Genomic DNA, 21,144 nt, shown 5'->3' on the forward strand with positions numbered 1-21,144 from the left:
ACGTCGGTGACAACCGGCAGGTCAACGCGGGAGGCGCCGGAAGATGCGGCGCCGCCGCATGGCGGACTGACCATCGCCGGCGTGCGGGTCCGCTATGGCGCGACGCTGGCGCTGGACGGGCTGGACCTGGCGGTGCGGCGCAACGAACTGTTCGTGCTGCTGGGTGGATCGGGCTCCGGCAAGACTACGCTGCTGCGGGCGATCGCCGGGTTCGTGCGGCCGGAGACCGGGCGGATCATCCTGGATGGCATCGACCTGTCCACGCTGCCGCCGCATCGCCGGCCGGTGAACACGATGTTCCAGTCCTACGCGCTGTTCCCGCACATGAGCGTGGCGGCGAACATTGGCTTTGGACTGCGCCAGCAGGGTGTGTCGCGTGCCGATACGCGGGCGCGGGTCGCGGCAATGCTCGCGTTGGTACGGCTGGAAGGCTATGGCGGGCGCCGCCCGACGGACCTGTCCGGTGGCCAGCAGCAGAGGGTCGCGCTGGCGCGCAGCCTGGCCCCCAGCCCGCGCCTGCTGCTGCTGGACGAGCCGCTGTCGGCGCTGGACCAGGGGCTGCGGCTGGAGACCAGGGCGGAACTGGTGCGGCTGCGGCGATCGCTGGGGATCAGTTTCGTGCTGGTCACGCACGATCAGACCGAGGCGCTGACCATGGCCGATCGCATCGGCGTGATGCGGGATGGGCGGATGGCGCAGGTCGGCACGCCGTCGGCGCTTTACGAACGCCCAATCGACCGGTTCGTGGCGGAGTTCGTCGGCGCGGCGAACATCCTACCGTGTATCGTCGGGGCGGACGGCGTCTCGGTGCATCTGCCGGCGCAGGGGGTGACCGCGCGGGCTGCCGTGCCCGGGCCGCCGGGGCCAGGGCTGCTGGCGTTGCGCGCCGAACGGCTGCGGATCGGTGCGTTACACCACGTAAACGAGGTTGCCGGCGTGGTGACAGGTTGCGCCTATGCCGGGGAGAGCCTGGCGATCCAGGTCAGGCTGCGCGACGGAACCCTGCTGCGCGTGGTGCGCGGTCTGGCCGACGGCCTGGCGGCGGCGCTGACCGAGCCGGGTGCCGCGGTCACCGTGGGTTGGCCGCCCGATGCCTGCATCCTGTTGCCGGCATGAAAGCGCGCTGGTTGGTGCTGGCCGGTCCGGCGGTGTGGCTGGCGCTGCTGCTGGGAGCGCCGCTGGCGATCATCCTGCTCATCGCGCTGGCGCAACCGGCGGAGGGCGTGCCGCCGTACAGCCCGGGTTTCACGCTGGATAACCTGCTGCTGGTGGCGACCGATCCGCTGTACCGGGACGCGCTGCTGCGCAGCCTGCTGATGGCGGGCGTATCCACCATCGTCTGCCTGCTGGCCGGGCTGCCGATGGCCCTGGCGATCGCCCGCGCCGAACCGCGGTGGCAGAATCCGCTGCTGCTGGCGGTGATGCTGCCGTTCTGGACCGGGTTCCTGATGCGGATCAACGCCTGGATCGGATTGCTGGCGGATGATGGGGTGCTGGTTCGCGTGCTTCATGTTTTGCGGCTTGGCGCGCCTCGGCTGCTGTATACCGACACCGCAATGTACATCGGCATGGTCTACACGTACCTGCCATTCATGGTGTTGCCATTGTATGCGCGGTTGTCGCGACTGGACCGAACGCTGGTGGAGGCGGCGGCTGACCTAGGCGCTCCGCCGTATCGAGTGTTCCTGCGGGTCGTCCTGCCGTTGTCCCTGCCAGGCATCGCGGCCGGCGTGGCTTTGGTGTTCGTTCCGGCGATCGGGGAGTATGTCATCCCGGCGCTGCTGGGCGGTCCCCAGGCGCAGTTGATCGGTCAGGTGCTGTGGGACGAGTTTTTCTCCAACCGCGATTGGCCGACGGCATCGGCGGTGGCGGTCTCGCTGCTGGTGGTTCTGGTGGTGGTGCCGGGGATGATCGTATGGGTGCGGCGTTGGGTGGTTCTGGTTAGGCGCCACCGCACTTCCTGAGGTTGTGGACGGCCGGACAGCCGGTCTCTCGCGTCGTACGCCGCCAACTAATCGGATAGGCGACAGGTCGATACCCATAGCCGCCGAGAACCGCATCGCAAGGCTGGCGCGCGACATGCCGACGAACGCGGCGAGATTGTCGGCGCGGCATGGCTTGGCGGGTCGCTCATGCATCAGGCGCGGCGCGGACCCGATCCGTTTGCCGGCGAGCGCGTTGATCCGGCCTATCGCCAGTGGTCCGGCGCTCGCTCCATAGGCTCGGATCATCGGCACGAACAGCAACTGAGCGAGTTCCTCCGACGCCAGCACTGAACCAGGTCGCGCATCACTCACTTCCAGGATGAGCTGGTCGAGCGGCCAGCGCACGCAAGGTCGTGCCCGACCAGACCGTCTATTCCGCGACGAAGGCCGCGGCTCTGGCCATTTCCGATGGGCTGCGGCAGGAGATCGCAAGGCAGTTGCGGGTCACGGTAAAACCATAATCGTTTGAGGTTGCATCCTCACCGGTGTCCGACCAGCGTCCAATGCTTTGTTTGATCGCGTGATGGACGCCTTCGGGTCGGCTTCGGGGCGATCACGCTTCAGTACTGTGCGTTGGGCGAGAGCACGATGCAGGCGGATCGTCCATGCATCAGTTTATCGCACGCCTGGACCGCGGTATCTCGCGACATCCCCGTCATTCGCGCCCGCCAAAGGATGGCTCGACCCTGATGGATGCTCGCCACGAAAGGATGCGCGATGGCAAGTTCCACATGAGCGTGATCCAATGCGCTGACCAGCGCACCATGCGCCATCCCCTGGTGGGCATAAGCGCCTACCTGGATCGCCCACTGCCCTGGTGCCGCCGAACCATGGTGCAGCGGGATCGCGTCAGCCGCGTTGGCGGCGGCGATCAGCCGGAAGCCACCACGCATTGGCCGAACCGGCGGCGTCGCCAGGGTGAGCTGCTGCGATTGGCCGCCGCCGTAGCGAGGCGGTTCCGGAAGCTGGGCAACCTCCACCGGAGCCCGTTTTGGCACGCGGCCGCCGCTGCCGCCGGTGGCACGTGCCAACATGATCGGGCGGCCATACCGCTTGCCCGCCGGGATGTTCATCGGCAGGTTGTTCATGGCGAACTCATCCGCGGCGGAGCGGTTGTTCGGGTAGATGCCGCGCAGGTTCGGGCCGATCATCGCGACATAGTGGCGGGTTTCATCCGGCAGCGACCGGCGATTGCCCAGGTAGTCGTCCAGGCGGACCGGTCCGGCATTGTAGGCGGCCAGGAAGCCCGGCGTGCCGTAGATCTCGTACATCTCGCGCATATAGGCCACGCCGGCCAGGATGTTGTCATGCGGATCGAACGGGTCATCGCCCAGATTGTAGCGCTCCTTCAGTCCGTCATAGGTGGCTGGCATCACCTGCATCAGCCCCATCGCGCCGGCGCCCGAGGTAACCAGGTTGCCATCAACGTACTCCTTGCCGCCGGACTCGACCCGCATGACCGAGCGAACCCAGGTTTCCGGTATATCGAATCGGATCGCGGCTTCACGGACATAGGGCCCCCAAGGATCGTCGGCGGGGCCGGGCGGGGTATAGTCGCGATGGGCGGCGGCAATGTAGCGGGCGGTTTCCCGCATGGCGGTCTGCTGCGGCGGCTGACTGCAGGCCGCGAGTGCGGCCAGGATAGCGATAGCGCAGGCGGCGCGGAGGCTGCTGCTGATGGTTTCGCGATCTGGTGCAGTCATGCGGTATCAATCTCCATTCTGGAGGCCCATGGTCGCGTAGCCGGTCTCTGTTTCGGTATCGGTATTTTTACCGCTGAAGCAGAGAATCAGGAAGCTCTCGTAAGTCCTTAAACGAAAGCGATGTTTCAAGCAAGTCATCTCGACATGTTTTCAGCCGAAGGCAATTGAGACGGAAACGTGACCATGTTCTGGTGGGCATCCAACCTCTGACCAGCCGTGTTCCGAGGCTGCCACCACGATCCTGTGCGGCAGCCTTTTGTTGTGCCGCATGGCCGAATGGAGTATCCGGCGCGACGCCATGAGTAGTGCCGTCACGATGCCCGCTGTTTCGACGACCGCCCCCACTGCGGTCCTGGATCTGAATGCGGATATGTCGGTGGCCTCACGCAACCGGCTTGCGCTGGGCGATCTGATGCGGGGCCTGCGGCTTTGGCGGCTGGCCTGGGCGCTGGGCTGGCTCGACATCCGGCTGCGCTACCGCGGCTCCATGCTGGGGCCGTTCTGGCTGACGATCTCCACGGGTGTCATGGTCGCCGCCCTCGGGATGCTGTACTCCACCTTGTTCAAGATGGACCTGAGGAACTACCTGCCGTTCCTGGCGCTGTCGCAGGTGCTGTGGGGATTTCTCGCCGCTCTGGTGTCGGAGGCCTGCACGACCTTTACCGATGCCGAGGGCATCATCCGATCGGTACGCATGCCGTTCTTCGTGTTCTCGACACGAACGCTGATCCGCAACCTGATCGCGCTGGCGCACAACATCGTGGTGATCGTCGTCGTCTTTGCGGTGTTCTCGCTCTGGCCGGGCTGGAATGCGTTGCTGGCACTTCCGGCGCTGCTGCTCTGGGTGCTCGACGCGCTGGCGCTGACCCTGCTGCTGGGCTCGTTCTGTGCCCGCTTCCGTGACATCCAGCCGATCGTCAACAGCGTGATGCAGATCATGTTCTTCGTCACGCCGGTGATCTGGAAGCCTGAGCAGTTGGGTGCGTCGGCGGCGAAGCTGCCGTTGAATCCGTTCTTTGATCTGCTGGAGATCGTCAGGGGACCGCTGCTGGGGGATGGGGTGTCGCGGATGACCTGGCTCGGTGCCATTGGCTACAGCGCTGTGCTGTGCGGCGTGTCGTGGGCGTTCTTCGTCCGAGCCCGCGGCCGCGTCACGTTCTGGATCTGAAACATGCCGACCAAGGCGCGGATCACTGTTGAAAATGTCTCGGTCTGGTTTCCGCTGTATCATGGCAGTGCTCGCAGCCTGAAAAAGACCGTCGCCGCCGCCGCATCCGGCCGACTGGCGCATGACCAGCAGCAGCGCATCGTGGTCCGCGCCCTGCGCGATATCGACCTTCGCCTGAACAGCGGCGACCGTCTTGGCCTGGTCGGTTCCAATGGTGCCGGAAAGACCACGCTGCTGCGGGTGCTGGCCGGTATCTATGAACCGGTGATCGGCCGGGTGCGGGTGCAAGGCAGTCTGAATGCGCTGCTGGACCCAAGCCTGGGCATGAACATGGAGCTGACCGGGCGGGAGAACATCCTGCTGCGCGGGCTGTACAACGGGCTGCCTCGGTCGATGCTGCCACGGCTGGAGGAAGACGTCGCCCAGTTCGCGGAACTGGCCGACTTCATGGATCTGCCGATGCGGATCTACTCCGCCGGCATGGTGGTTCGGCTGGGTTTTGCGCTCGCCACGGCGATCAAGCCGCAGATCCTGCTGATGGATGAGTGGTTCCTGGCGGGCGACGCGGTATTCCTGGAGAAAGCCCGACATCGGCTGGAGGAGATGGTCCGCGGCGCCGATATCCTCGTGCTGTCCAGCCACCAGGCGGACATCATCAAGGACTGGTGCACGCGGGTGCTGTGGATGGACCAGGGCCAGATCCGCGCCGACGGGCCGGCGGAGCAGGTGCTGGCCGCCTACCTCGGCCAAGCCCCTGTCGCGCTAACCGAGGTCGTGCCAGCCTGATACCATGCCAGCCTGATGCCGTGCCGTCTGATCAGCCCAAGAGCACGGCCTCGACCGCGGCGGCAATGCTGAACAGGCGTGTGTCGCCCATGGTCTCGCCCATCAGCATCAGGCCGACGGGCGCATCGCCCGTTCTGTGGCAAGGCACCGAGATCGCGCAACGGTCGAGGAAATTGCCGAGGGCGGTGTTGCGCAAGACGAGCATGTTGACGCTGTTGTAGGCGCGCTCGTCGTCAAGCTCGGCGATACGCGGAGCGACGATCGGCACGGTGGGCATCAGCACGCAGTCATAGGGCGCGGTGGCGCGGTCGAAGCTGGTGATCAGCCTGGCGCGTGCGGTGACCACGTCCAGGTAGTCGGCGGCACTGATGCGTTCGCCGCGGCTGATGCGGATGCGAATGCGCGGGTCGTAGCCGGCGCCTTTCGCCGCGAGCAGTTGGCGATGCCAGGCATAGCCCTCCGCCGCGGCAAGGCCGCCCGCGGCATTGACGGCGGGCAGTTCGGCAAGCTCGGCGAAGCGGACCGTCTCGATCCGGGCACCGGCGGCGGTCAGCGTCGACAAGGCGCGATCGAACGCGGCGGCGACGGTGGCGTCCATGCCGTCCAGGACCATGGTGTCTGGCATCGCCAGGCGTAGGCCGGTCAATCCGATCGGCGCGGCGGCGGGCGGCATCTCACCGGCCAGCATCGCATCGATTGCGGCGCAGCAGGCGACGCTGGGTGCCAGCGGTCCAACCGAGTCAAGCGACGGGGCCAGCGGCAGCACCCCCGCAATGGGAACGCGCCGCGCGGTCGGCTTGTAGCCGACGACGCCACAAAAAGCCGCCGGAATGCGGCAGGAGCCGCCGGTATCGGTACCCAGGCCAGCCGCCGCCATCCCGTCCGCCACCGCCACCGCGGTGCCGGAGGAACTGCCGCCGGGAATGCGCTTCGACTCCCGGTCCCACGGACTGGCTGGCGTGCCGTAGTGGGGGTTTATGCCAAGGCCGGAGAAGGCGAACTCGGTCATGTTGACCCGCCCCATGGGAATGAAGCCAGCCGCCAGCATGCGGGCAACCACCGGAGCGTTGGCCGCCGCCGGCGGGGCGTCGGCCAGGATCATCGATCCCGCGGGTGTGGTTTCACCGGCGATATCGAACAGGTCCTTCAGCGCGATTGGAATACCGGCGTAGGGTCCGGGCAGGCGGTTTGCGCGGCGCAGCAGGTCAGCGGCATCGGCCATGGCGCGGGCCGCCTCTGGGTGGACCTTGATGAACGTCCGCGCACCCTCTCCGGCCGGGTCGGCGATCTTCGCCAGGCTCTCCTCAATCAGTGACCGGCTTGTCGTGCGGCCCTTCGCCAGGGCCTGGGCGAGTTCGTCGATCGTGCGCATGATGCTTCCAATGCAATTCGAGGAGGAGCATGCCATGACTGACACGCCTGCCAAACCGGTTCTTCTGACCGGTGCCACCGGTGCCCTGGGCCGGGTGTTGACGAAGTCGCTCAGCGCGCTGGGCTGGCGGCTGGTGCTGACCGACATCGCGCCGTTTCCTGATCCGGTACCGGCGGGCTGCGCCTTCACCCAGGCGGACCTGTCCGATGGGGTGACCATCCCGCGGCTGGCGGAAGGATGCGGGACGATCATCCATCTGGGCGGGGTGTCGGTGGAGCGGCCGTTCGAGGAGGTCATCGGCCCCAACATTCGCGGCCTTTTCCATATCTACGAAGCTGCTCGCCTGGAGAAGGCGCGGGTCATCTTCGCGTCGTCGAACCACGCGGTGGGGTTCCATGAACGGACCGAGAGCCTGCCGGCGGACACGCAGTTTCTACCTGACGGCTATTATGGCCTGTCGAAAGCCTATGGCGAGTTGATGGGCCGGATGTACTGGTTCAAGCACGGCGTGGAGAATGTCAACGTGCGCATTGGGTCGGCGCGCGAGGAGCCGATCGACGCGCGCATGCTGGCGTCATGGATGTCCTATGGCGATCTGTCGCGACTGATGCAGCGTTGCGTGCTGACCCCGTTCGTCGGCTGCGTCGCGATCTGGGGCACCTCGGCCAACACGCGGATGACCTGGTGGCGGGACGACGCGCGATCGGCACTCGGCTGGACCGCCATCGACAGCGCCGATCCGTTCGCCGGACAACTGGCCGGTGCCGTCAGCGGCGATCCGGTGCAGGAACGCTACATGGGCGGCGCGTTTTGCGCGATCGGGTATTCGCGGCATGAGCCGGCGCCGATATGGGGAGAGCGTGATGTCTGACGGCGTTCTTTATATCGGCCACAAACGTTACTCCTCCTGGTCGATGCGCGGTTGGCTCGCGGTGAAACTGGCGGCGCTGGATGTGGAGGTCCGGGTGCTGCGCTTCACCCGGCCCGGACCGACGAAGGCGATCGCCGAACTGTCGCCGAACGGGCTGGTGCCGTTTCTGGAGCACAACGGCGCGCGGGTCTGGGAGTCGCTGGCGATCTGCGACTACTGCGCCGAGTTTCAGCCGTCGCTGTGGCCAGCGGACCGGGTGGCGCGGGCGCATGCGCGGTCGATCGCGGCGGAAATGCATGCCGGGTTTCATGAGTTGCGGACGGCGATGTGGATGAATCTGGGGCGGTCGTTCGCCGGTCTGGGACGAACGCCGGGAGCGTTGGCGGACATCGCCCGCATCGAGGCACTGTGGCAGGAGACGCGGGTCCGCTTTGGTGATGGAGGCCCATTCCTGTTTGGCCCTGAGTTCGGCGCGGCCGATGCAATGTTCGCTCCGGTCGTGGCGCGGTTGCTGACCTGAGAGCCAGAGGTTTCAGATGAAACCAAAGCCTATTGTGCCGCGCTGCGATGGCATCCGCTGGTTGCGGACTGGTATGACGAAGCGGCGGCTGAGCCAGCCGACTGGCTGATTGAGGATTATGAAACCGTGCCTGTGGAACGCCATTGATCCACCACTTTCGCGGCAAGCGGACCGACGATATCGTGATAGACCTTGGGCCGCAAGCCATCCGGCCAGTCCATGCCAAACCACGTGATCCGCCGCGACCCGAACCATGCAACACCCGCACGCGAAAAGCATCGCAGCCGCTTGTAAACTTAAAGCGCGATTGGTTTAGGTTGACCCACGAATCGCGCTTTAACTCATTGTCTGATCGCGTGATTCACGCCTTCTGACTGGGTCAGCCTCAGGCGATCACGCTCAAGATGGCAGATCCTGGCGACGCGGCCAGGGTCGAGGCTCGACATCGATACGCGAACGACGGAGGACTTCATGTCGCATGCACGGCACTTCGAGCGGGAGCGTCCGAATTTCCCGGGATCCGTCCAGGCGCGATACGGCGTGCTGGTTGGGACCGTCAAGGATGGAGTTCTGCAGGGTGGAAAGTCGCCGCACTACGAAATCTGGGTCGCCGCAGGCGAACAGAATTTCCGCGTCGCGGTCAACGTGCAATCGGTCGACGGCAGCGAGGTCCTTGCACATTTCGATCCGAAATACGTGACAAGTTCGCCGGCGCTCGACATCGCGGCGCTGGCAGGAGGACCGCCGGGCTTCAGCCAGCGCGAGACCGGGCCGGATGGCAACGGCATCGATTACCTTCGAGCCAATCTTTTCGACATCACCACCATGCAGCCGGTGCCCGACCTCGGCGGCAATGTCAGTCTCGGCAACCTTCTCGACGCGCAGATCGAGCGAGCCAAGGCGGACAACAGGGCGGTCGCGATCGTGTTTGGCAACGAATTTCGCGACGGCGGGACGCAGTCGCGCGATCAGACGTTTGGCTTCACGCCGGAGCAGGGACTGCACGACATCCACATGATGCAGGGCAACGCCGGCAGTTTCGAGCGCGACAACACGACGCACGGCGACGGCGCGCTGTTCATCCGCTTCACCGGCGGCGAGACAGTCGCACTGTTCATCCGTTTCGCCACTCAGGGCACCGAGAGCGACGACCAGGGAAACCCGACGGCGATTGACCGCTGAAGCGGCGGCACCCGGACCGTATCTCCCGAAGTCGCCGCGGCGCGCCTGATCGTTCTCGACCGCCAGAAGCGCAGGCGGCCTGATCCCCCCATGCCGAGCTGGAAGCATGGCTCCGCACATCAGCCGACCCGGTTCGCTGTCAGCGCGACACTGATTGCAATCCCGCGGCCATTGCCCGCACCAGCACAAGGCCTTGCTGCAACTGGAAATCCGTCTCCGGCCTGGCCGCGTCGATGGCAGGCCAATCCGGCGGCGGCAACTTCGGGATCTGTTGCGCCGCCGCGGGCAGATCGGCGGACGGCGGCGACATAGCCTTGTCGTTGCCCTGGCTATTCTCCGGCGTGGACAGGATATGCAGAAGATCAGCTTCATGCTGCGGCCCGAAGTGTGGCGCCGGCGTACGGGTCTCCTGCACCACCACGTTCGGCGTGATGCCGAGCCCCTGGATCGAGCGGCCGGAAGGCAGATAGTAGCGCGCGGTGGTCAGCCGCAATGCCCCGTCGTCACCAAGCGGGATCAAGGTCTGCACTGAACCCTTGCCGAATGTCCGGGTGCCCAGCACCAAGGCCCGCCGGTCGTCCTGCAGCGCGCCGGCGACGATCTCAGCGGCGGATGCGGTGCCGTTGTTGGTCAGCACCACCACCGGCAGGTTGCCTGCTATGTCGGCACCGGGTTTGGCGGGCCAACTCGCATCGTCGGCGGCGTGCCGGCCATGCGTCGAGACAATGCCGCCACTGGCGAGGAAGTCGTTGGACACATCGATCGCCTGATCAAGCAGACCACCTGGATCATTGCGCAGATCAAGTATCAGGCCGCGCAATTTTCCGCCGGACTCAGTGCGCAGCCTCCGCAAAGCCGCATGTACGCCGGGATTGGTCTGTTCAGTGAATTCACTGATGCGGATGACGCCAAGATCGCCGATCAGCCGGCTCGTCACCGTCTGCACGTGAACGATCCGCCGGGTCAGCGTGAACTCCAGCGGCTTGGTCTGACCCTGTCGCTTGACCGTCATGCGCAGCATGGTATCGGGCGGCCCGCGCATCTCGGCAACCGCGTCCGTCAGGCTCAGCCCCTCGACGCTTTTGCCGTCGACCGCGGTAATCAGGTCGCCCGGCATCAACCCCGCCTCGGCGGCCGGCGTGCCATCGATCGGGCTAACCACTTCGAGCAACCCACCGTTGTCGGTCACCTGAAGACCAATTCCGCCAAACTTGCCAGTGGTCTCGTTTTGCAGCGCATGCCACTGCGGTTCGGTCAGATAAGAACTGTGCGGGTCAAGCCCGGTCAGCATCCCGTTGAGGGCGCTGTCGACCAGCGTGGTGCTCGACACCGGCTCGACATAGTCGGCGCGAACCCGCTCGAGAACCGTGTTGAACAGCGTCAACAGGTGGTTGGTGTCCTGCCCACCGGGTCCTTGAGCAGCAACCCCCGGCGTAGCAATTCCCTGGGCGGCGGCCCATGGAACGCCAAACGCCCGAGAAAGCAGGTCATTGCCGGTCCTTGCAGCAAAGCCGGCCATGAAGCCGGTCCCTACCAGCAGTGCGACCCCGGTTCGCGTGACTTTCATCGAGACGCCTCGCTGAGCATTCAGACCGAAGACAATGCGGCCGCCGAACAGCAGCGGACCGCATGGTAATATCGTGACAGTTTTGACCGGGTGTATGTCCGCCAGCTTACATCACGGTCATACAAGCAGAAGGCGGATGCACAATCGCGGCAACCGACTGTCGAGCGAGTCTTGCATCATCCCCAGGCTGGCCGCATGCGTCATTGCCGCCTTCGGTCCAGGCTGCGCGCATGTTCCGGAACGGGCCGCCTCAGCTCTTCCCGGCGTAGCTCTTCGCCATCCCTTCGCCAGGTTCAGCCTGTGGGCCAAACGGCATGATCGGATAACGCAGGCCAGCCTTTGACAGGCCCTGCAAGCCGGTTACCGCACGCAGCAGGTCCTCCGGCGGGCAAGCCATCAGCATCTCGTCATCCGCCACACCGCCGTAGCGGCGTTCGGCGTAGCACGGGATCGACAGGCTGACCTTGCGGTGTTTCAACGCGCTGCCCCAGCTATCGGCACAGGCGCTTTCACCGGTAATGCTGAAGTCGTAACGCTGGTAGTTGCGCCACTGCAAGCCGTTGATGAACAGCATCATCTGCGCTGGGTTGCCGTAGAACAGGCACACGTCCGGCGGGCTCAGCCGCGCGGTCCGCAGCGGGGAGATCGCCAGGCCATGATAGGTTCCCGGCGTCACCCGCGGCATCTGCGCCTGATGCGCGGCGGCGGCGTCGCGGTTCTCAAACCAAACGCCTTCCATCTTGCGGCCGGACATATAGACGTCGCCCGGCGCATCCAGCCCAATCACGCTGCTGCAGCTCGAGAACGCCGGCACGTTCGCCGTCGTGATGCCGAGCGTAAAGCCGGCCATGCGGGACTGGGTCACAAGCTGGCACGTCGAAAAGGTTTTTCCCTTTGCCGGCCGGCGCAATCCGGGGACCGCCTCCATCTCGGCCACGTCCTCGAACAGCTTCATGCCGATCGGGAAGGTGCGCAGCCGCAGCAACTGGTTCAGTTGTTCCGCAAGCTCGGCAATGGTCTTGCCATCCAGGACCGCGGCTTCCTGCGTTGTGGGGATGTCGTTCATGGCTGGTTTCCTCCTGCGCGCATGCTGACATGCCCTGGGCCGGACGGAAATATCATGTCGTCAGGTGTGGACAATATCCATGCACGCTCCACTCCGAAACGCCGGCAGAGGCCGGAGATCGCCGGCTCGTGCTCGGCACGCATCCGATTGAACGCCTCGAACGCCGCCGCTCCGCTGCCCGCATTGTCGAAGCCGGCGCGGCGCAGCCTCGCCTGCACGCGGTCGAAGTGGGTCCGCTCAAGATCGGGAATCTCGTCAATCCTGCAGCGAAAGGTGTTGGCAAGGTCCTGCGCCAAGCGGCTGCCCATCCGGTGGCACAAGATGGCAGGCCCGGCCGCGGTATCACCTTCAAGGTTCGATAGCAGCGCGGCGGCATCCATGACCGCGCTAAGCGCCGCCAGCCAGTCGCACTCATGGTCCGTGGAGCGGAAATAGGCTAATGCCGGATAAGCGCGGTGCGTCAGAAGCACATGAGCGGACCAGCGGTCCCAGTCTTCGAAGAACCGCGCGAGTGCCGCCTCCCTGTCTCGGCCAAGGCGTGCATACTGCTCCAATATCGCTGGGCCGGTCGGCGGCTTGCGGTTCCGCTCGCCGATGCGCAGCACCAGTTGCTCACGCTGCATCAGCGCGCCCTGGATGTTCAGCAGGAAGGTGACGACAAGCGGCACAAGGCCGAAGCCGCACAGCGCGGACCCGATTACCAATGCGCGCGCCCAAACGCCGTGCGCCTCATGCCCGCTCACCCCTAGCGTCAGGAACGAACTGGCCGAGGCGTAAAGGGCGTCGAGCAGCCCGACAGGCGGATCGAACCCGTGCGGCAGCGCGTGCATGGCCAGTGCGAAACCCAGGATGAGCGAGAAGAACCAGATCGTTGCATTAAGCACAAGAAGGATCGGACCCAGCGCGCCAAGCAGGTCGTGCCGCCTGTCAGGTGAATGCCGACTCGCCAGCAACAGCACCAGGCGAAGCATTGCATCGGCTACCAAGGGCGCGAGCCGCAGTGTGCGAGCGCTTGCACGTGGCATGACCACACCACGGAACACGTCGGACATGATCACGCTGACCATGAGCACTCCGGCCGCGATTTCGACCAGTCGAGGAATGCTCAAGAAGCCGTGGTGCTCCCCACCCGCTTCCGAGGCCAAGTCATCGGTTCACCGGCAATCATAGCTTTCATATTACGCCTTCTGGCCGGATGACCAGTTCACGGCTTGATCATTGTCCGCATGACCGCACAGCCAGGAAAGCGCGGCAGCGTCCGCCACTGGTCCCAGGTCAGACCACATGATCCGGTTCAAGCTTGCAGGCAATCTGCTCATTCACCTCGACCTGGATCGTTGCGTGCCCGATATTGAAGCGCTCTTGCAGGTCATGCGCGAGGTGCACCAGGAACTCGTCGCCAGGATGGCCGCCCGGCATCAGGCAATGGCAGGTCAGGGCGGTCTCGGTTGTGCTCATTGGCCAGATATGCAGGTCGTGAATGGCCGCTACACCCCGCTGTTGCTTCAGGAAAGCCGTGACATCGCCCGGCTTGATGCCGGGCGGCACCGCGTCAAGCGCGAGATTGACCGAGTCCCGCAGCAGCGACCACGTGCCGGCCACGATCACCACGCTGATGACGAGACTGATCGCCGGGTCGAGCCATGGCCAGCCCCGCCACATCATGACGGCACCCGCAAGCACGACGCCAAGCGCCACGAGGGCGTCCGACGCCATGTGGAGGAAAGCGCCCTTGATGTTCAGATCGCCCTTCCGGCCGGACATGAACAGCAAGGCGGTCAAGCCGTTGACCAGGATGCCGACCGCCGCCACAACCATTATGATCAAGCCGCCGACAGGCTCGGGGTTGATCAGGCGTCGAATCCCCTCCCACGCGATGCCGCCGGTGACGACAAGCAGCACGATGGCGTTGCCGAGGGCAGCCAGGATCGAGGACCGCCGCAAGCCATAAGTGTAGCGTCCGCTGGGCCGGCGTTGACCAAGAACCGAAGCCAGCCAGGCGCCGGCGAGGCCCAGCACATCGCCCAGATTGTGGCCGGCATCGGCCAGCAGGGCGAGCGAATGCGCGATGATCCCGTAGAAGGCTTCTCCCACCACATAGGCAAGGTTCAGCGCGATGCCGATGGCGAAGGCTTTGCCGAAACTGGCCGGGACGTGGTGATGGCCAGCGGCGCCATGATGAGGCTCGTGACCATGATCGTGATGGTGGTCGTGCTCGGCCATGCTTTTACTCCGCCATCATGCCGACTGGCGCCGCGCGTTCAGAGCGAATTTCGCCGCGCGCATGGGCGATGATCTGCCATCCACCCCATAGGCCGAGCGCCGCCATGATCGCGGCGACGATAACGTCCGGCCAAGCGGTTTCTGTGCCGAACACGCCCATGGCCGCGAGCAGCACCGCGGCATTCCCGACAGCATCATCACGCGAGCAAATCCAGACCGAGCGCATGTTCGCGTCGCCGGTGCGGAAGCGGTAAAGCATCAGCGCCACGCCGCCATTGGCGATCAAGGCGGCAATACCCACCATGCCCATGACCTCGGCCCGTGGCACGGTCCCGTAAAAGACGTGCCATGCCGTGCCAGCCAGCACCCACAAGGCGAAGACGATCAGGGTAGCACCCTTGCCGACCGCGGCGCGGGCGCGCCATCGCAACGCCAAACCGGCGACGCCGAGACTGATCGCATAGTTGACAGCATCGCCAAGGAAGTCGAGCGCATCGGCTTGCAAGGACGCCGAACCAGCCGCGGCACCGGCGACGATCTCGGCGACGCAGAAACCGGCGTTGATGACCAGCGCGATCCACAGCGCGCGTCGCCATGCCGGGCTGCTCAGCAAGCCGGCGCCTGAAGCGGCGGAACAGCAGGAATCGCTAGAACAGGCCATGCCAACGCCTCGGCGGTTTGGCATCGCTTGTGCCACAAACCTTGTGGCAACCACACATCATGCCGTTACCCCTGGTTCCGCGTCACCAGCCGGCCGGCGCATGCGTCGGTCGCACCGGCGCCGAAAACGTAGGCGGACTGGCCATTGATCCAGGTCTCCAGGATGCCCTCCGCCGGGCGCGTCGGCGCGTCATAGGTCGAGGCATCGCGCACCGTCGCCGGATCGAACAGCACCAGATCGGCATAGGCGCCTTCTCGGATCACACCGCGATCGACCATGCCGAAGACCGACGCGGTATGGCCGGTCATCTTGCGCACGGCTTCCTCCAGGCTGAACAGCTTCAGATCGCGCGCGTAGTGACCGAGCACGCGGGGGAACGTGCCCCAAAGCCGAGGATGCGGATAGGAATCGTGCGGCAATCCGTCGCTGCCGATCATCGCCAGGCGGTGCGCCATGATCCGCTGCACATCAGGCTCATCCATCTGAAAGAAGATGGCGCCGGCGGGAACCAGTTTTTCCGCCACCGCCCGAAGCTCAAGGCCCCACTCCGCGGCAATGTCGGCCAGCATGCGGCCGGCCAGTTCCGGATGCGGCACCGACCAGGTGATCCGCACCGGCACATCGCGGCGCAGCCGGTGCGGCATCAGCACGGTGGAGCCGGCGGCATAGGGATAGATGTCGAAATCGACCTTCTGACCCGCTGCCCCCTTGTCGATCAGCGGCAACGTCTCCGTGCTGCGGCCGAAATTCTCCGGCATCGAGCACTTATGGTGGCTGATCACCACCGGCACATCGACCGCTCGGCCGATCCTCAGCGTCTCCTCGATCGACAGCAGCACGTCGTTGGCCTCGTCGCGCATATGGGTCACATAAAGCCCCCCGACGGAGCGCAGCGCCTCGGCGACGGCAATGACCTCGTCGGTCGGCGCCATCATGTTGGGCGGATAATACAGGCCGGTGGAGAAGCCGGAGGCGCCCTGCGCCAGCGCGTCCTTCAGGCGTGCCTGCATGTGGGCGGCTTCACGATCGGTGGCGGCGCGCTGGGTATCGCCCTGCATCGCCTCGACCCGCAGCGACATGTGGCCGATCAGGGCATAGGTGTTCACCGGCGCGGGATCGCGCGCCAGCCGGCCGGCATAGTCGCCGAAGCTGTCGAAGGCGAACCAGCTTTCGTCACCCAGCAGGTCCAGCGGCGGCACCGGCCGCGATTTCATCCGCACCGGCGCCAGCGAGATGCCGCAATTGCCGACGACAACGGTGGTGACGCCCTGCGACATCTTGCACAGCATGCAGGCTGGCCCGCATAGCACCGCGCGGTCATCGTGCGTGTGCGCATCAATGAATCCGGGCGCCAGCGCCAGGCCGTCCGCGTCGACTTCCCGGTCCGCGGCGCGACCGCCCAAGTCGCCAACCGCGGTGATGCGGTCGCCGGTCACGCCGACGTCGGCGGTGAAGCGCGGGCCGCCGAGGCCGTCGAGGATCGTGGCGTCTCGGATGATCAGGTCGCAGCGCAGCGTCATCGGCTTGTCCTGTCGGTCGGGTTCATGGAACAGACGCTTTGATGCTAAGCGTGTTTTAAAGCAGCCGCCATGACTCTTGCCGACTTCGGTCTTTTGGCGGCCATCGTCCTGATCATTCCATTAATCGCGCCAGTCAAGCCTGATGGCGCAAAGGAATGCAACAACGCCAATCCGGTCGGCTGGGAGCCGAATTCAGGCCCGATATTCGCGAAAAAGGCCAAGCTTTTCCTGCGCGACACGGTCGGAGTAGCCGAACAGCACGAGGTCTTCGTCCGCCTGCAGCACAAGCTCGCGCCAGGACGGCACCACCAGCACATCGCGTGGCGATAAGGGGATGGTCCGGCCTTCGACCAGCGCCGCGCCATTGCCCTCGACGACGACGAACACCGTGCCGTCCGTGGCGGCGCGTGGGCGGGTGGCGAAGCCGGCGGGCAGCAGCCGGACATGTGCGGAGATTGTCGGCATCACCGCGCCGCCATCAGCGGGATTGCTGAATTCCAGAGCATGACCGAAGTGCGGATCAGGTTCGCCGGAGCGGGCCAGGCCGAGCAGGCTTTCCCGCCACTCGACGTAGGGATAGTGGAACAGCGGCTGGCGGCCCTGACGCCGGTCGCTGACCGTGCCGCGCATCGGTCGCATGTTGCGTCCGTAGCGCCGCAGCGTATCGCCCGCGGGCACGGTTTCCGGATGCGCTGCCGCCGACAGATGTTCGGCGAAGCTGGCGTCGAAATGCAGCACCGTCGGGATGTCGAGCCCGTCCAGCCAGATCATCGGCTCGTTGGAGGTATTGCCGTGGTCGTGCCACTGCCAGCCGGGCGTCAGCACCAGGTCGAACGGGCGCATCATGGCTTTTTCCCCATCGACGGCGGTGAAGGCGCCTTCACCCTGCATGACGAAGCGCAGCGCGCATTGCGCGTGACGGTGGCAGGGGGCGACCTCATTCGGCAGGATAAGCTGCAGGCCGGCATAGAGGCTGGGGGTGACCGAGGACGTGCCTGGCAGCCCCGGGTTCTCCATGATCAGCACCCGGCGTTCGGCTTGCGCGGCGCTGATCAGATCGCCGGCGCGCAGCAGATAGTCGCGTGCGTCAGCATAGGTCCAGCGATGGACCCGCGCCGGCGAACGGGGTTCCGGCGTGACCAGCGCGCCCAGAACCTCCCACAACGGATACAGGCTGCGCGGCTGCATTTCCGCGTACAGCGCCTGCAATTGGCTGGCGGCGTCGTTGCCGAGGGCTGCGGACATCGCGGGTGTTCCTGTCGTTCAGGCGGGATAGATCAGGCTGTTCGGAATCATCTCGGAGTCGGAGACGACGATACGTTCTCGCAACTGTAGCCGTTCGTTGCCGAGCACCACGATGTCGTGGCAGACGGCGGACAGCATGATTTCGGTCTGCTTGTCGATCAGCGTCTGCACCACCAGCAGGTTGTGGCGGGTGCGCACGCCTTGCGCGTCGCCATCGATGATGCGCAGCGGGCCGGGAAAGCGACGATAGGTGCGAGGCGCGTACATCTGGGTCCGCGTCAGCCCCATCACGCGATCGATCAACATGCCGCGGCTTTCGGCATATATGGTGGACAGTGTGTAGCCGGCTTCATAATTCTCACGCGGGATGATGCGATAGATGCAGTCCTCGCAAAAGAACGCCGGCCAGTCGTCCAGCCGCACGTCGTCCAGCGCGTTGTAGTAATCGTCGTAGAAGTCGCGCAGCGTATCGCGGTCGATCATGGTCACAAGCCCATCGCCTGACGCCAGTAACGATACATGCCGCGAATGCCGACCTCGGTGACCATGTGATCGACGCTTGCGATGTCGCGGCCGCCCATCAGCACCAGCGCGTCCTTGTCGGGCGAGTGCGCGAACCCTTGCTGGTTCATTTCGATGATCTCGCTGTCATCGGCGGAGACGAAGCCGGCGGGACCAAACAGATTGGCCTGGCGGGTGCGCCGCAGTCGCATTTCGGGCGTATCATCGGCGTAGCACCAGTGCGTCCAGTGAAAGTCGAACCCGTCGGGCCCGGTCGGCACGATCTGCCGGACGCTGACCGAATTGCTGTTCTGCTGCAACACCACGCTGGGAAACACGGTGATCATGCCGACGGTATCGTCACCGGGAAATTCGCGCACCGCGTCCATGATGCGCGGGTCGGCAAGACGGATGTCGTTTCGGAAGCTGCGCATGTCCGCGGTGACATCATTGAGTTCCTGCTTGCCGGTTCGGCTGATCAGGATGCCATGGCGGCCGGTCGGGTCGATCTCGGTGGCGGATTGCTGGTCGGCGCGGAACAGGCCGAAGGTGACAAAGAAGACGTGCAGCAGGGAGGCATGGTACGGGTCCTTGATGTTCTCCTGCATCAGCTTCCAGTTGCCAGGAATGTGCTGGCGGTTGTAGCCGAGGACCTGCAGCTTTCGCCCGTCGTAGACGCGGGTGTAGTGCTGCCAGAACCGGTCCCCCAGATACTCCCGGAAAGACGGCGCGGCGTCAGAGAATGTAGCCCATACCAGGCCATTGACGACCTCTACCCGCAGCTTGCGCAGGCCGTGGTCCTTTGGGTTGAAGTCTGACGGCATGCCGCCTTGGCCGCGGACCCCGCGGCGGAAGGGCGCGCCCTGCAAGTCGCCGCGCAGGCTGTAATTCCACTGGTGGTAGGGGCACAGCAGGTCCTTCGTGTGGCCCTTGCGGGCCTGGCAGAACTTGACCCCACGATGGGCGCAGCGGTTTTCCACGACGCTGACCTCATCCGGTCCGCTGCGCACGACGATGACCGGGCGTTCGCCGAGTGTTGTCGTCTTGAAGTCACCGACTTCGGGAATTTCCGCTTCCAGCCCGCAATACAGCCAGTGCGGGCCGTACCAGATGCGTTCCAGCTCGGCGGCGTAGACCTCCGGATCGGTATAAACCCAGTACGGCACGCGCCCCGCAACGTCGTTCGGCCAAATTCGGCTGATCGAGCTCATGGCTATTTCCTGAAGATCCCCGCCGGCAACTTTGCAGGCAAGCCGTGCTGCTGTCAAAAGTGTCGTTGACATCCAGTCGTGGCGCCGTCCGTGGACGGGCACAGGGAAGCGCGGGCACTGTTATGCTGTTCCCCGCGTCCGGCGCTACTGATCCGGCGAATGATCGGCTTCCTTCCGATTCGGATGGCCTATCTGATGATGTACCTGACCAACGACGGATTCTCTAAACCGCGGCGCTACCCGCGCTGCCGGTCTGCTCCGCTTCCATCCGGGGTGATGCCGGCACGTGAAGGCGCATCGCTGCCTGGCCGCACGGTTTGCAACTCCTGTTCCACCTCATGATCAACACCGCTCCGCTCGGTTGCCTTTTCACGTTCGGCGCGCGTATCTGCTTCGATTTTCTTGATGTGGGCCTCGCGTGCCTCACGCTCCGGGTTCGTTTCGGTCATTGATCAAAATCCTCTGAATTTGTTGCGGCAGCTCGGCCAGTTTTCCGACAAGCAGGCTGTCCATGATCCAATCACCATGTTGTCGAGGCTGCATGAATGCGGCCGGAATGATAAGGATGATTGCCTGCTTCTCGATGCACGTATCAAAAAGCCCCGACACTTGCGGCCGGTTGCCGGCAGGACGTCCGTTCCACGCGTTCGTGACCAAAGCGGCCGGGCAACGCAATCCAGCCGCATCCGTCATGCCTCTACTTCCGCCGACCATCGGACGGCAATGCGGTAGTTCGTGTCGCGCCGCCACAAGCACGTTTCAGTTGTCCGTCCTGGGACCGACTTGTGTCGACAAAAATAGACATGAAGAAAGCAACGATACATCCAGGGGTATGGGAAAAACAATGGTAACAACAGTCGGAACAGAACGGACTTTACCCGATCTCGTGGAGAATCTTCTTCTGCTCGAGCATGATGCGATTGCCGCGTACGACCAGACAATCGCGCGGCTGGGGAACCCGGACTACAAGCAAAGAGTTGCCGCCTTCAAATCCGATCATGATCGCCATGTCCAGGAACTGACGCAGCTTGCTTCCGCCGTGGGGGCCACGCCACATCAGAAAGGCGATGCCAAGCAGATGCTGACCACAGGCAAGGTTGCTAGGGCCAGCATTATGGGCGACAGCGCCATCCTTACCGCCATGCGCAGCAATGAAGAAGATACCGTCACGGCCTATCAACGCGCATCCGACCATGCGGAAGCGACACCCAACGCGCGCACCATCTTTGAAAGGGCGCATGCCGACGAGCTCCGTCATCGCGAGTGAATGTCTAATCCCACCTAGGCGACCTGATCAGCAAAGCCGGGATTTATCGCTCGGCTTTGCTGCTGATCGAGAGGCTGTCGAGCGTGGCCGGATGAAAAGCTATCCGAGGTCGCGCCTGCCAGCGGGAAAGTAAATCTGTCTTCTGATCGATGTGGATGCCACAGCCTCATGGCAAAATAATTTGATATTGTAGGTGATCCTTGGTCATTCCTTCGCCAGTTCAAGGGTTCCGGAGGTCTTCGCACGACATGTTTCCGGTATGCTTCACGCGGAACATGCCTCTGTCCATCATGGCA

Annotated in this window: 20 protein-coding genes and 1 pseudogene; 8 read left to right on the plus strand and 13 right to left on the minus strand. The window is 64.6% G+C overall.

Annotated elements, in window-relative coordinates; translation table 11 throughout:
• The first annotated feature begins 6 nt into the window (after positions 1-6).
• Entirely contained in the window at positions 7-1,116 is a 1,110-nt protein-coding gene (locus tag ACQY4S_RS24255; RefSeq protein WP_428487751.1) for an ABC transporter ATP-binding protein, read from the plus strand.
• Positions 1,113-1,964 carry an ABC transporter permease gene (locus ACQY4S_RS24260; protein WP_428487752.1) on the plus strand — a complete coding sequence of 284 codons (852 nt, stop codon included), beginning with the start codon at positions 1,113-1,115 and terminating at the stop codon, positions 1,962-1,964. The genes ACQY4S_RS24255 and ACQY4S_RS24260 overlap by 4 nt, the downstream gene beginning before the upstream one ends.
• A 581-nt stretch (positions 1,965-2,545) precedes the next feature.
• Here the strand turns inward: ACQY4S_RS24260 and ACQY4S_RS24265 are convergent.
• Positions 2,546-3,688, minus strand: coding sequence for a lytic transglycosylase domain-containing protein (locus ACQY4S_RS24265; protein WP_428487753.1), 1,143 nt, complete (start codon positions 3,686-3,688; stop codon positions 2,546-2,548).
• A gap of 298 nt (positions 3,689-3,986) precedes the next feature.
• Here ACQY4S_RS24265 and ACQY4S_RS24270 point away from each other — a divergent pair, with 298 nt between their 5' ends.
• Together ACQY4S_RS24270 and ACQY4S_RS24275 are read left to right on the plus strand one after the other, a co-directional pair.
• Positions 3,987-4,856: an ABC transporter permease gene (locus ACQY4S_RS24270; RefSeq protein WP_428487754.1), complete on the plus strand. Its 870-nt coding sequence runs from the start codon at positions 3,987-3,989 to the stop codon at positions 4,854-4,856.
• Positions 4,857-4,859: 3 nt separating this feature from the next.
• Positions 4,860-5,642: an ABC transporter ATP-binding protein gene (locus ACQY4S_RS24275; RefSeq protein ID WP_428487755.1), complete on the plus strand. Its 783-nt coding sequence runs from the start codon at positions 4,860-4,862 to the stop codon at positions 5,640-5,642.
• Positions 5,643-5,673: 31 nt separating this feature from the next.
• On the opposite strand, the gene ACQY4S_RS24280 is transcribed toward ACQY4S_RS24275, so the two are convergent.
• Positions 5,674-7,014: an amidase gene (locus ACQY4S_RS24280; RefSeq protein ID WP_428487756.1), complete on the minus strand. Its 1,341-nt coding sequence runs from the start codon at positions 7,012-7,014 to the stop codon at positions 5,674-5,676.
• Between the two features lie 34 nt (positions 7,015-7,048).
• Here ACQY4S_RS24280 and ACQY4S_RS24285 point away from each other — a divergent pair, with 34 nt between their 5' ends.
• From ACQY4S_RS24285 to ACQY4S_RS24295, 3 genes and pseudogenes are all read left to right on the plus strand, one after another.
• On the plus strand, positions 7,049-7,885 hold the full coding sequence (locus tag ACQY4S_RS24285) for an NAD-dependent epimerase/dehydratase family protein (protein ID WP_428487757.1): 837 nt from the start codon (positions 7,049-7,051) through the stop codon (positions 7,883-7,885).
• Positions 7,878-8,552 (plus strand): annotated as a pseudogene (locus ACQY4S_RS24290) (glutathione S-transferase family protein). Before ACQY4S_RS24285 ends, ACQY4S_RS24290 begins: the two are co-directional and overlap by 8 nt.
• A gap of 324 nt (positions 8,553-8,876) precedes the next feature.
• Positions 8,877-9,587: a DUF2278 family protein gene (locus tag ACQY4S_RS24295; protein WP_428487758.1), complete on the plus strand. Its 711-nt coding sequence runs from the start codon at positions 8,877-8,879 to the stop codon at positions 9,585-9,587.
• Between the two features lie 139 nt (positions 9,588-9,726).
• Here the strand turns inward: ACQY4S_RS24295 and ACQY4S_RS24300 are convergent, their stop codons facing one another.
• The 11 genes from ACQY4S_RS24300 to ACQY4S_RS24350 all read right to left on the minus strand — a co-directional run bounded on the left by ACQY4S_RS24300 (position 9,727) and on the right by ACQY4S_RS24350 (position 20,274).
• Positions 9,727-11,154 (minus strand): S41 family peptidase, encoded by a 1,428-nt coding sequence (locus ACQY4S_RS24300; protein ID WP_428487759.1) that lies wholly within the window; start codon positions 11,152-11,154, stop codon positions 9,727-9,729.
• Positions 11,155-11,404: 250 nt separating this feature from the next.
• On the minus strand, positions 11,405-12,220 hold the full coding sequence (locus ACQY4S_RS24305) for a DUF169 domain-containing protein (protein ID WP_428487760.1): 816 nt from the start codon (positions 12,218-12,220) through the stop codon (positions 11,405-11,407).
• Positions 12,217-13,329: a hypothetical protein gene (locus tag ACQY4S_RS24310; RefSeq protein WP_428487761.1), complete on the minus strand. Its 1,113-nt coding sequence runs from the start codon at positions 13,327-13,329 to the stop codon at positions 12,217-12,219. The genes ACQY4S_RS24305 and ACQY4S_RS24310 overlap by 4 nt, the downstream gene beginning before the upstream one ends.
• 166 nt (positions 13,330-13,495) lie before the next feature.
• Positions 13,496-14,443 carry a cation diffusion facilitator family transporter gene (locus ACQY4S_RS24315; RefSeq protein WP_428487762.1) on the minus strand — a complete coding sequence of 316 codons (948 nt, stop codon included), beginning with the start codon at positions 14,441-14,443 and terminating at the stop codon, positions 13,496-13,498.
• A gap of 4 nt (positions 14,444-14,447) precedes the next feature.
• Positions 14,448-15,104, minus strand: coding sequence for a cation transporter (locus ACQY4S_RS24320; RefSeq protein WP_428487763.1), 657 nt, complete (start codon positions 15,102-15,104; stop codon positions 14,448-14,450).
• A gap of 65 nt (positions 15,105-15,169) precedes the next feature.
• Complete coding sequence (locus ACQY4S_RS24325) at positions 15,170-16,624, minus strand: N-acyl-D-amino-acid deacylase family protein (protein WP_428487764.1); 1,455 nt, start codon at positions 16,622-16,624, stop codon at positions 15,170-15,172.
• Between the two features lie 192 nt (positions 16,625-16,816).
• Positions 16,817-17,869 (minus strand): gentisate 1,2-dioxygenase, encoded by a 1,053-nt coding sequence (gene gtdA, locus ACQY4S_RS24330; protein ID WP_428487765.1) that lies wholly within the window; start codon positions 17,867-17,869, stop codon positions 16,817-16,819.
• A gap of 18 nt (positions 17,870-17,887) precedes the next feature.
• A complete protein-coding gene (locus tag ACQY4S_RS24335; RefSeq protein WP_428488490.1) occupies positions 17,888-18,352 on the minus strand; it encodes an aromatic-ring-hydroxylating dioxygenase subunit beta in 465 nt (154 codons plus the stop codon).
• A 2-nt stretch (positions 18,353-18,354) separates the two neighbouring features.
• Positions 18,355-19,581: an aromatic ring-hydroxylating dioxygenase subunit alpha gene (locus tag ACQY4S_RS24340; protein ID WP_428487766.1), complete on the minus strand. Its 1,227-nt coding sequence runs from the start codon at positions 19,579-19,581 to the stop codon at positions 18,355-18,357.
• Between the two features lie 236 nt (positions 19,582-19,817).
• Positions 19,818-20,030 (minus strand): hypothetical protein, encoded by a 213-nt coding sequence (locus ACQY4S_RS24345; RefSeq protein ID WP_428487767.1) that lies wholly within the window; start codon positions 20,028-20,030, stop codon positions 19,818-19,820.
• Positions 20,005-20,274, minus strand: a complete 270-nt coding sequence (locus tag ACQY4S_RS24350; RefSeq protein ID WP_428487768.1) for a hypothetical protein — start codon at positions 20,272-20,274, stop codon at positions 20,005-20,007. Before ACQY4S_RS24350 ends, ACQY4S_RS24345 begins: the two co-directional genes overlap by 26 nt.
• Before the next feature lie 151 nt (positions 20,275-20,425).
• Here ACQY4S_RS24350 and ACQY4S_RS24355 point away from each other — a divergent pair, with 151 nt between their 5' ends.
• Positions 20,426-20,848, plus strand: coding sequence for a DUF2383 domain-containing protein (locus ACQY4S_RS24355; RefSeq protein ID WP_428487769.1), 423 nt, complete (start codon positions 20,426-20,428; stop codon positions 20,846-20,848).
• Positions 20,849-21,144 lie beyond the last annotated feature (296 nt).

Source organism: Rhodopila sp. (assembly GCF_965276935.1).
In the GTDB taxonomy this organism is placed as follows: Bacteria; Pseudomonadota; Alphaproteobacteria; order Acetobacterales; family Acetobacteraceae; genus Rhodopila.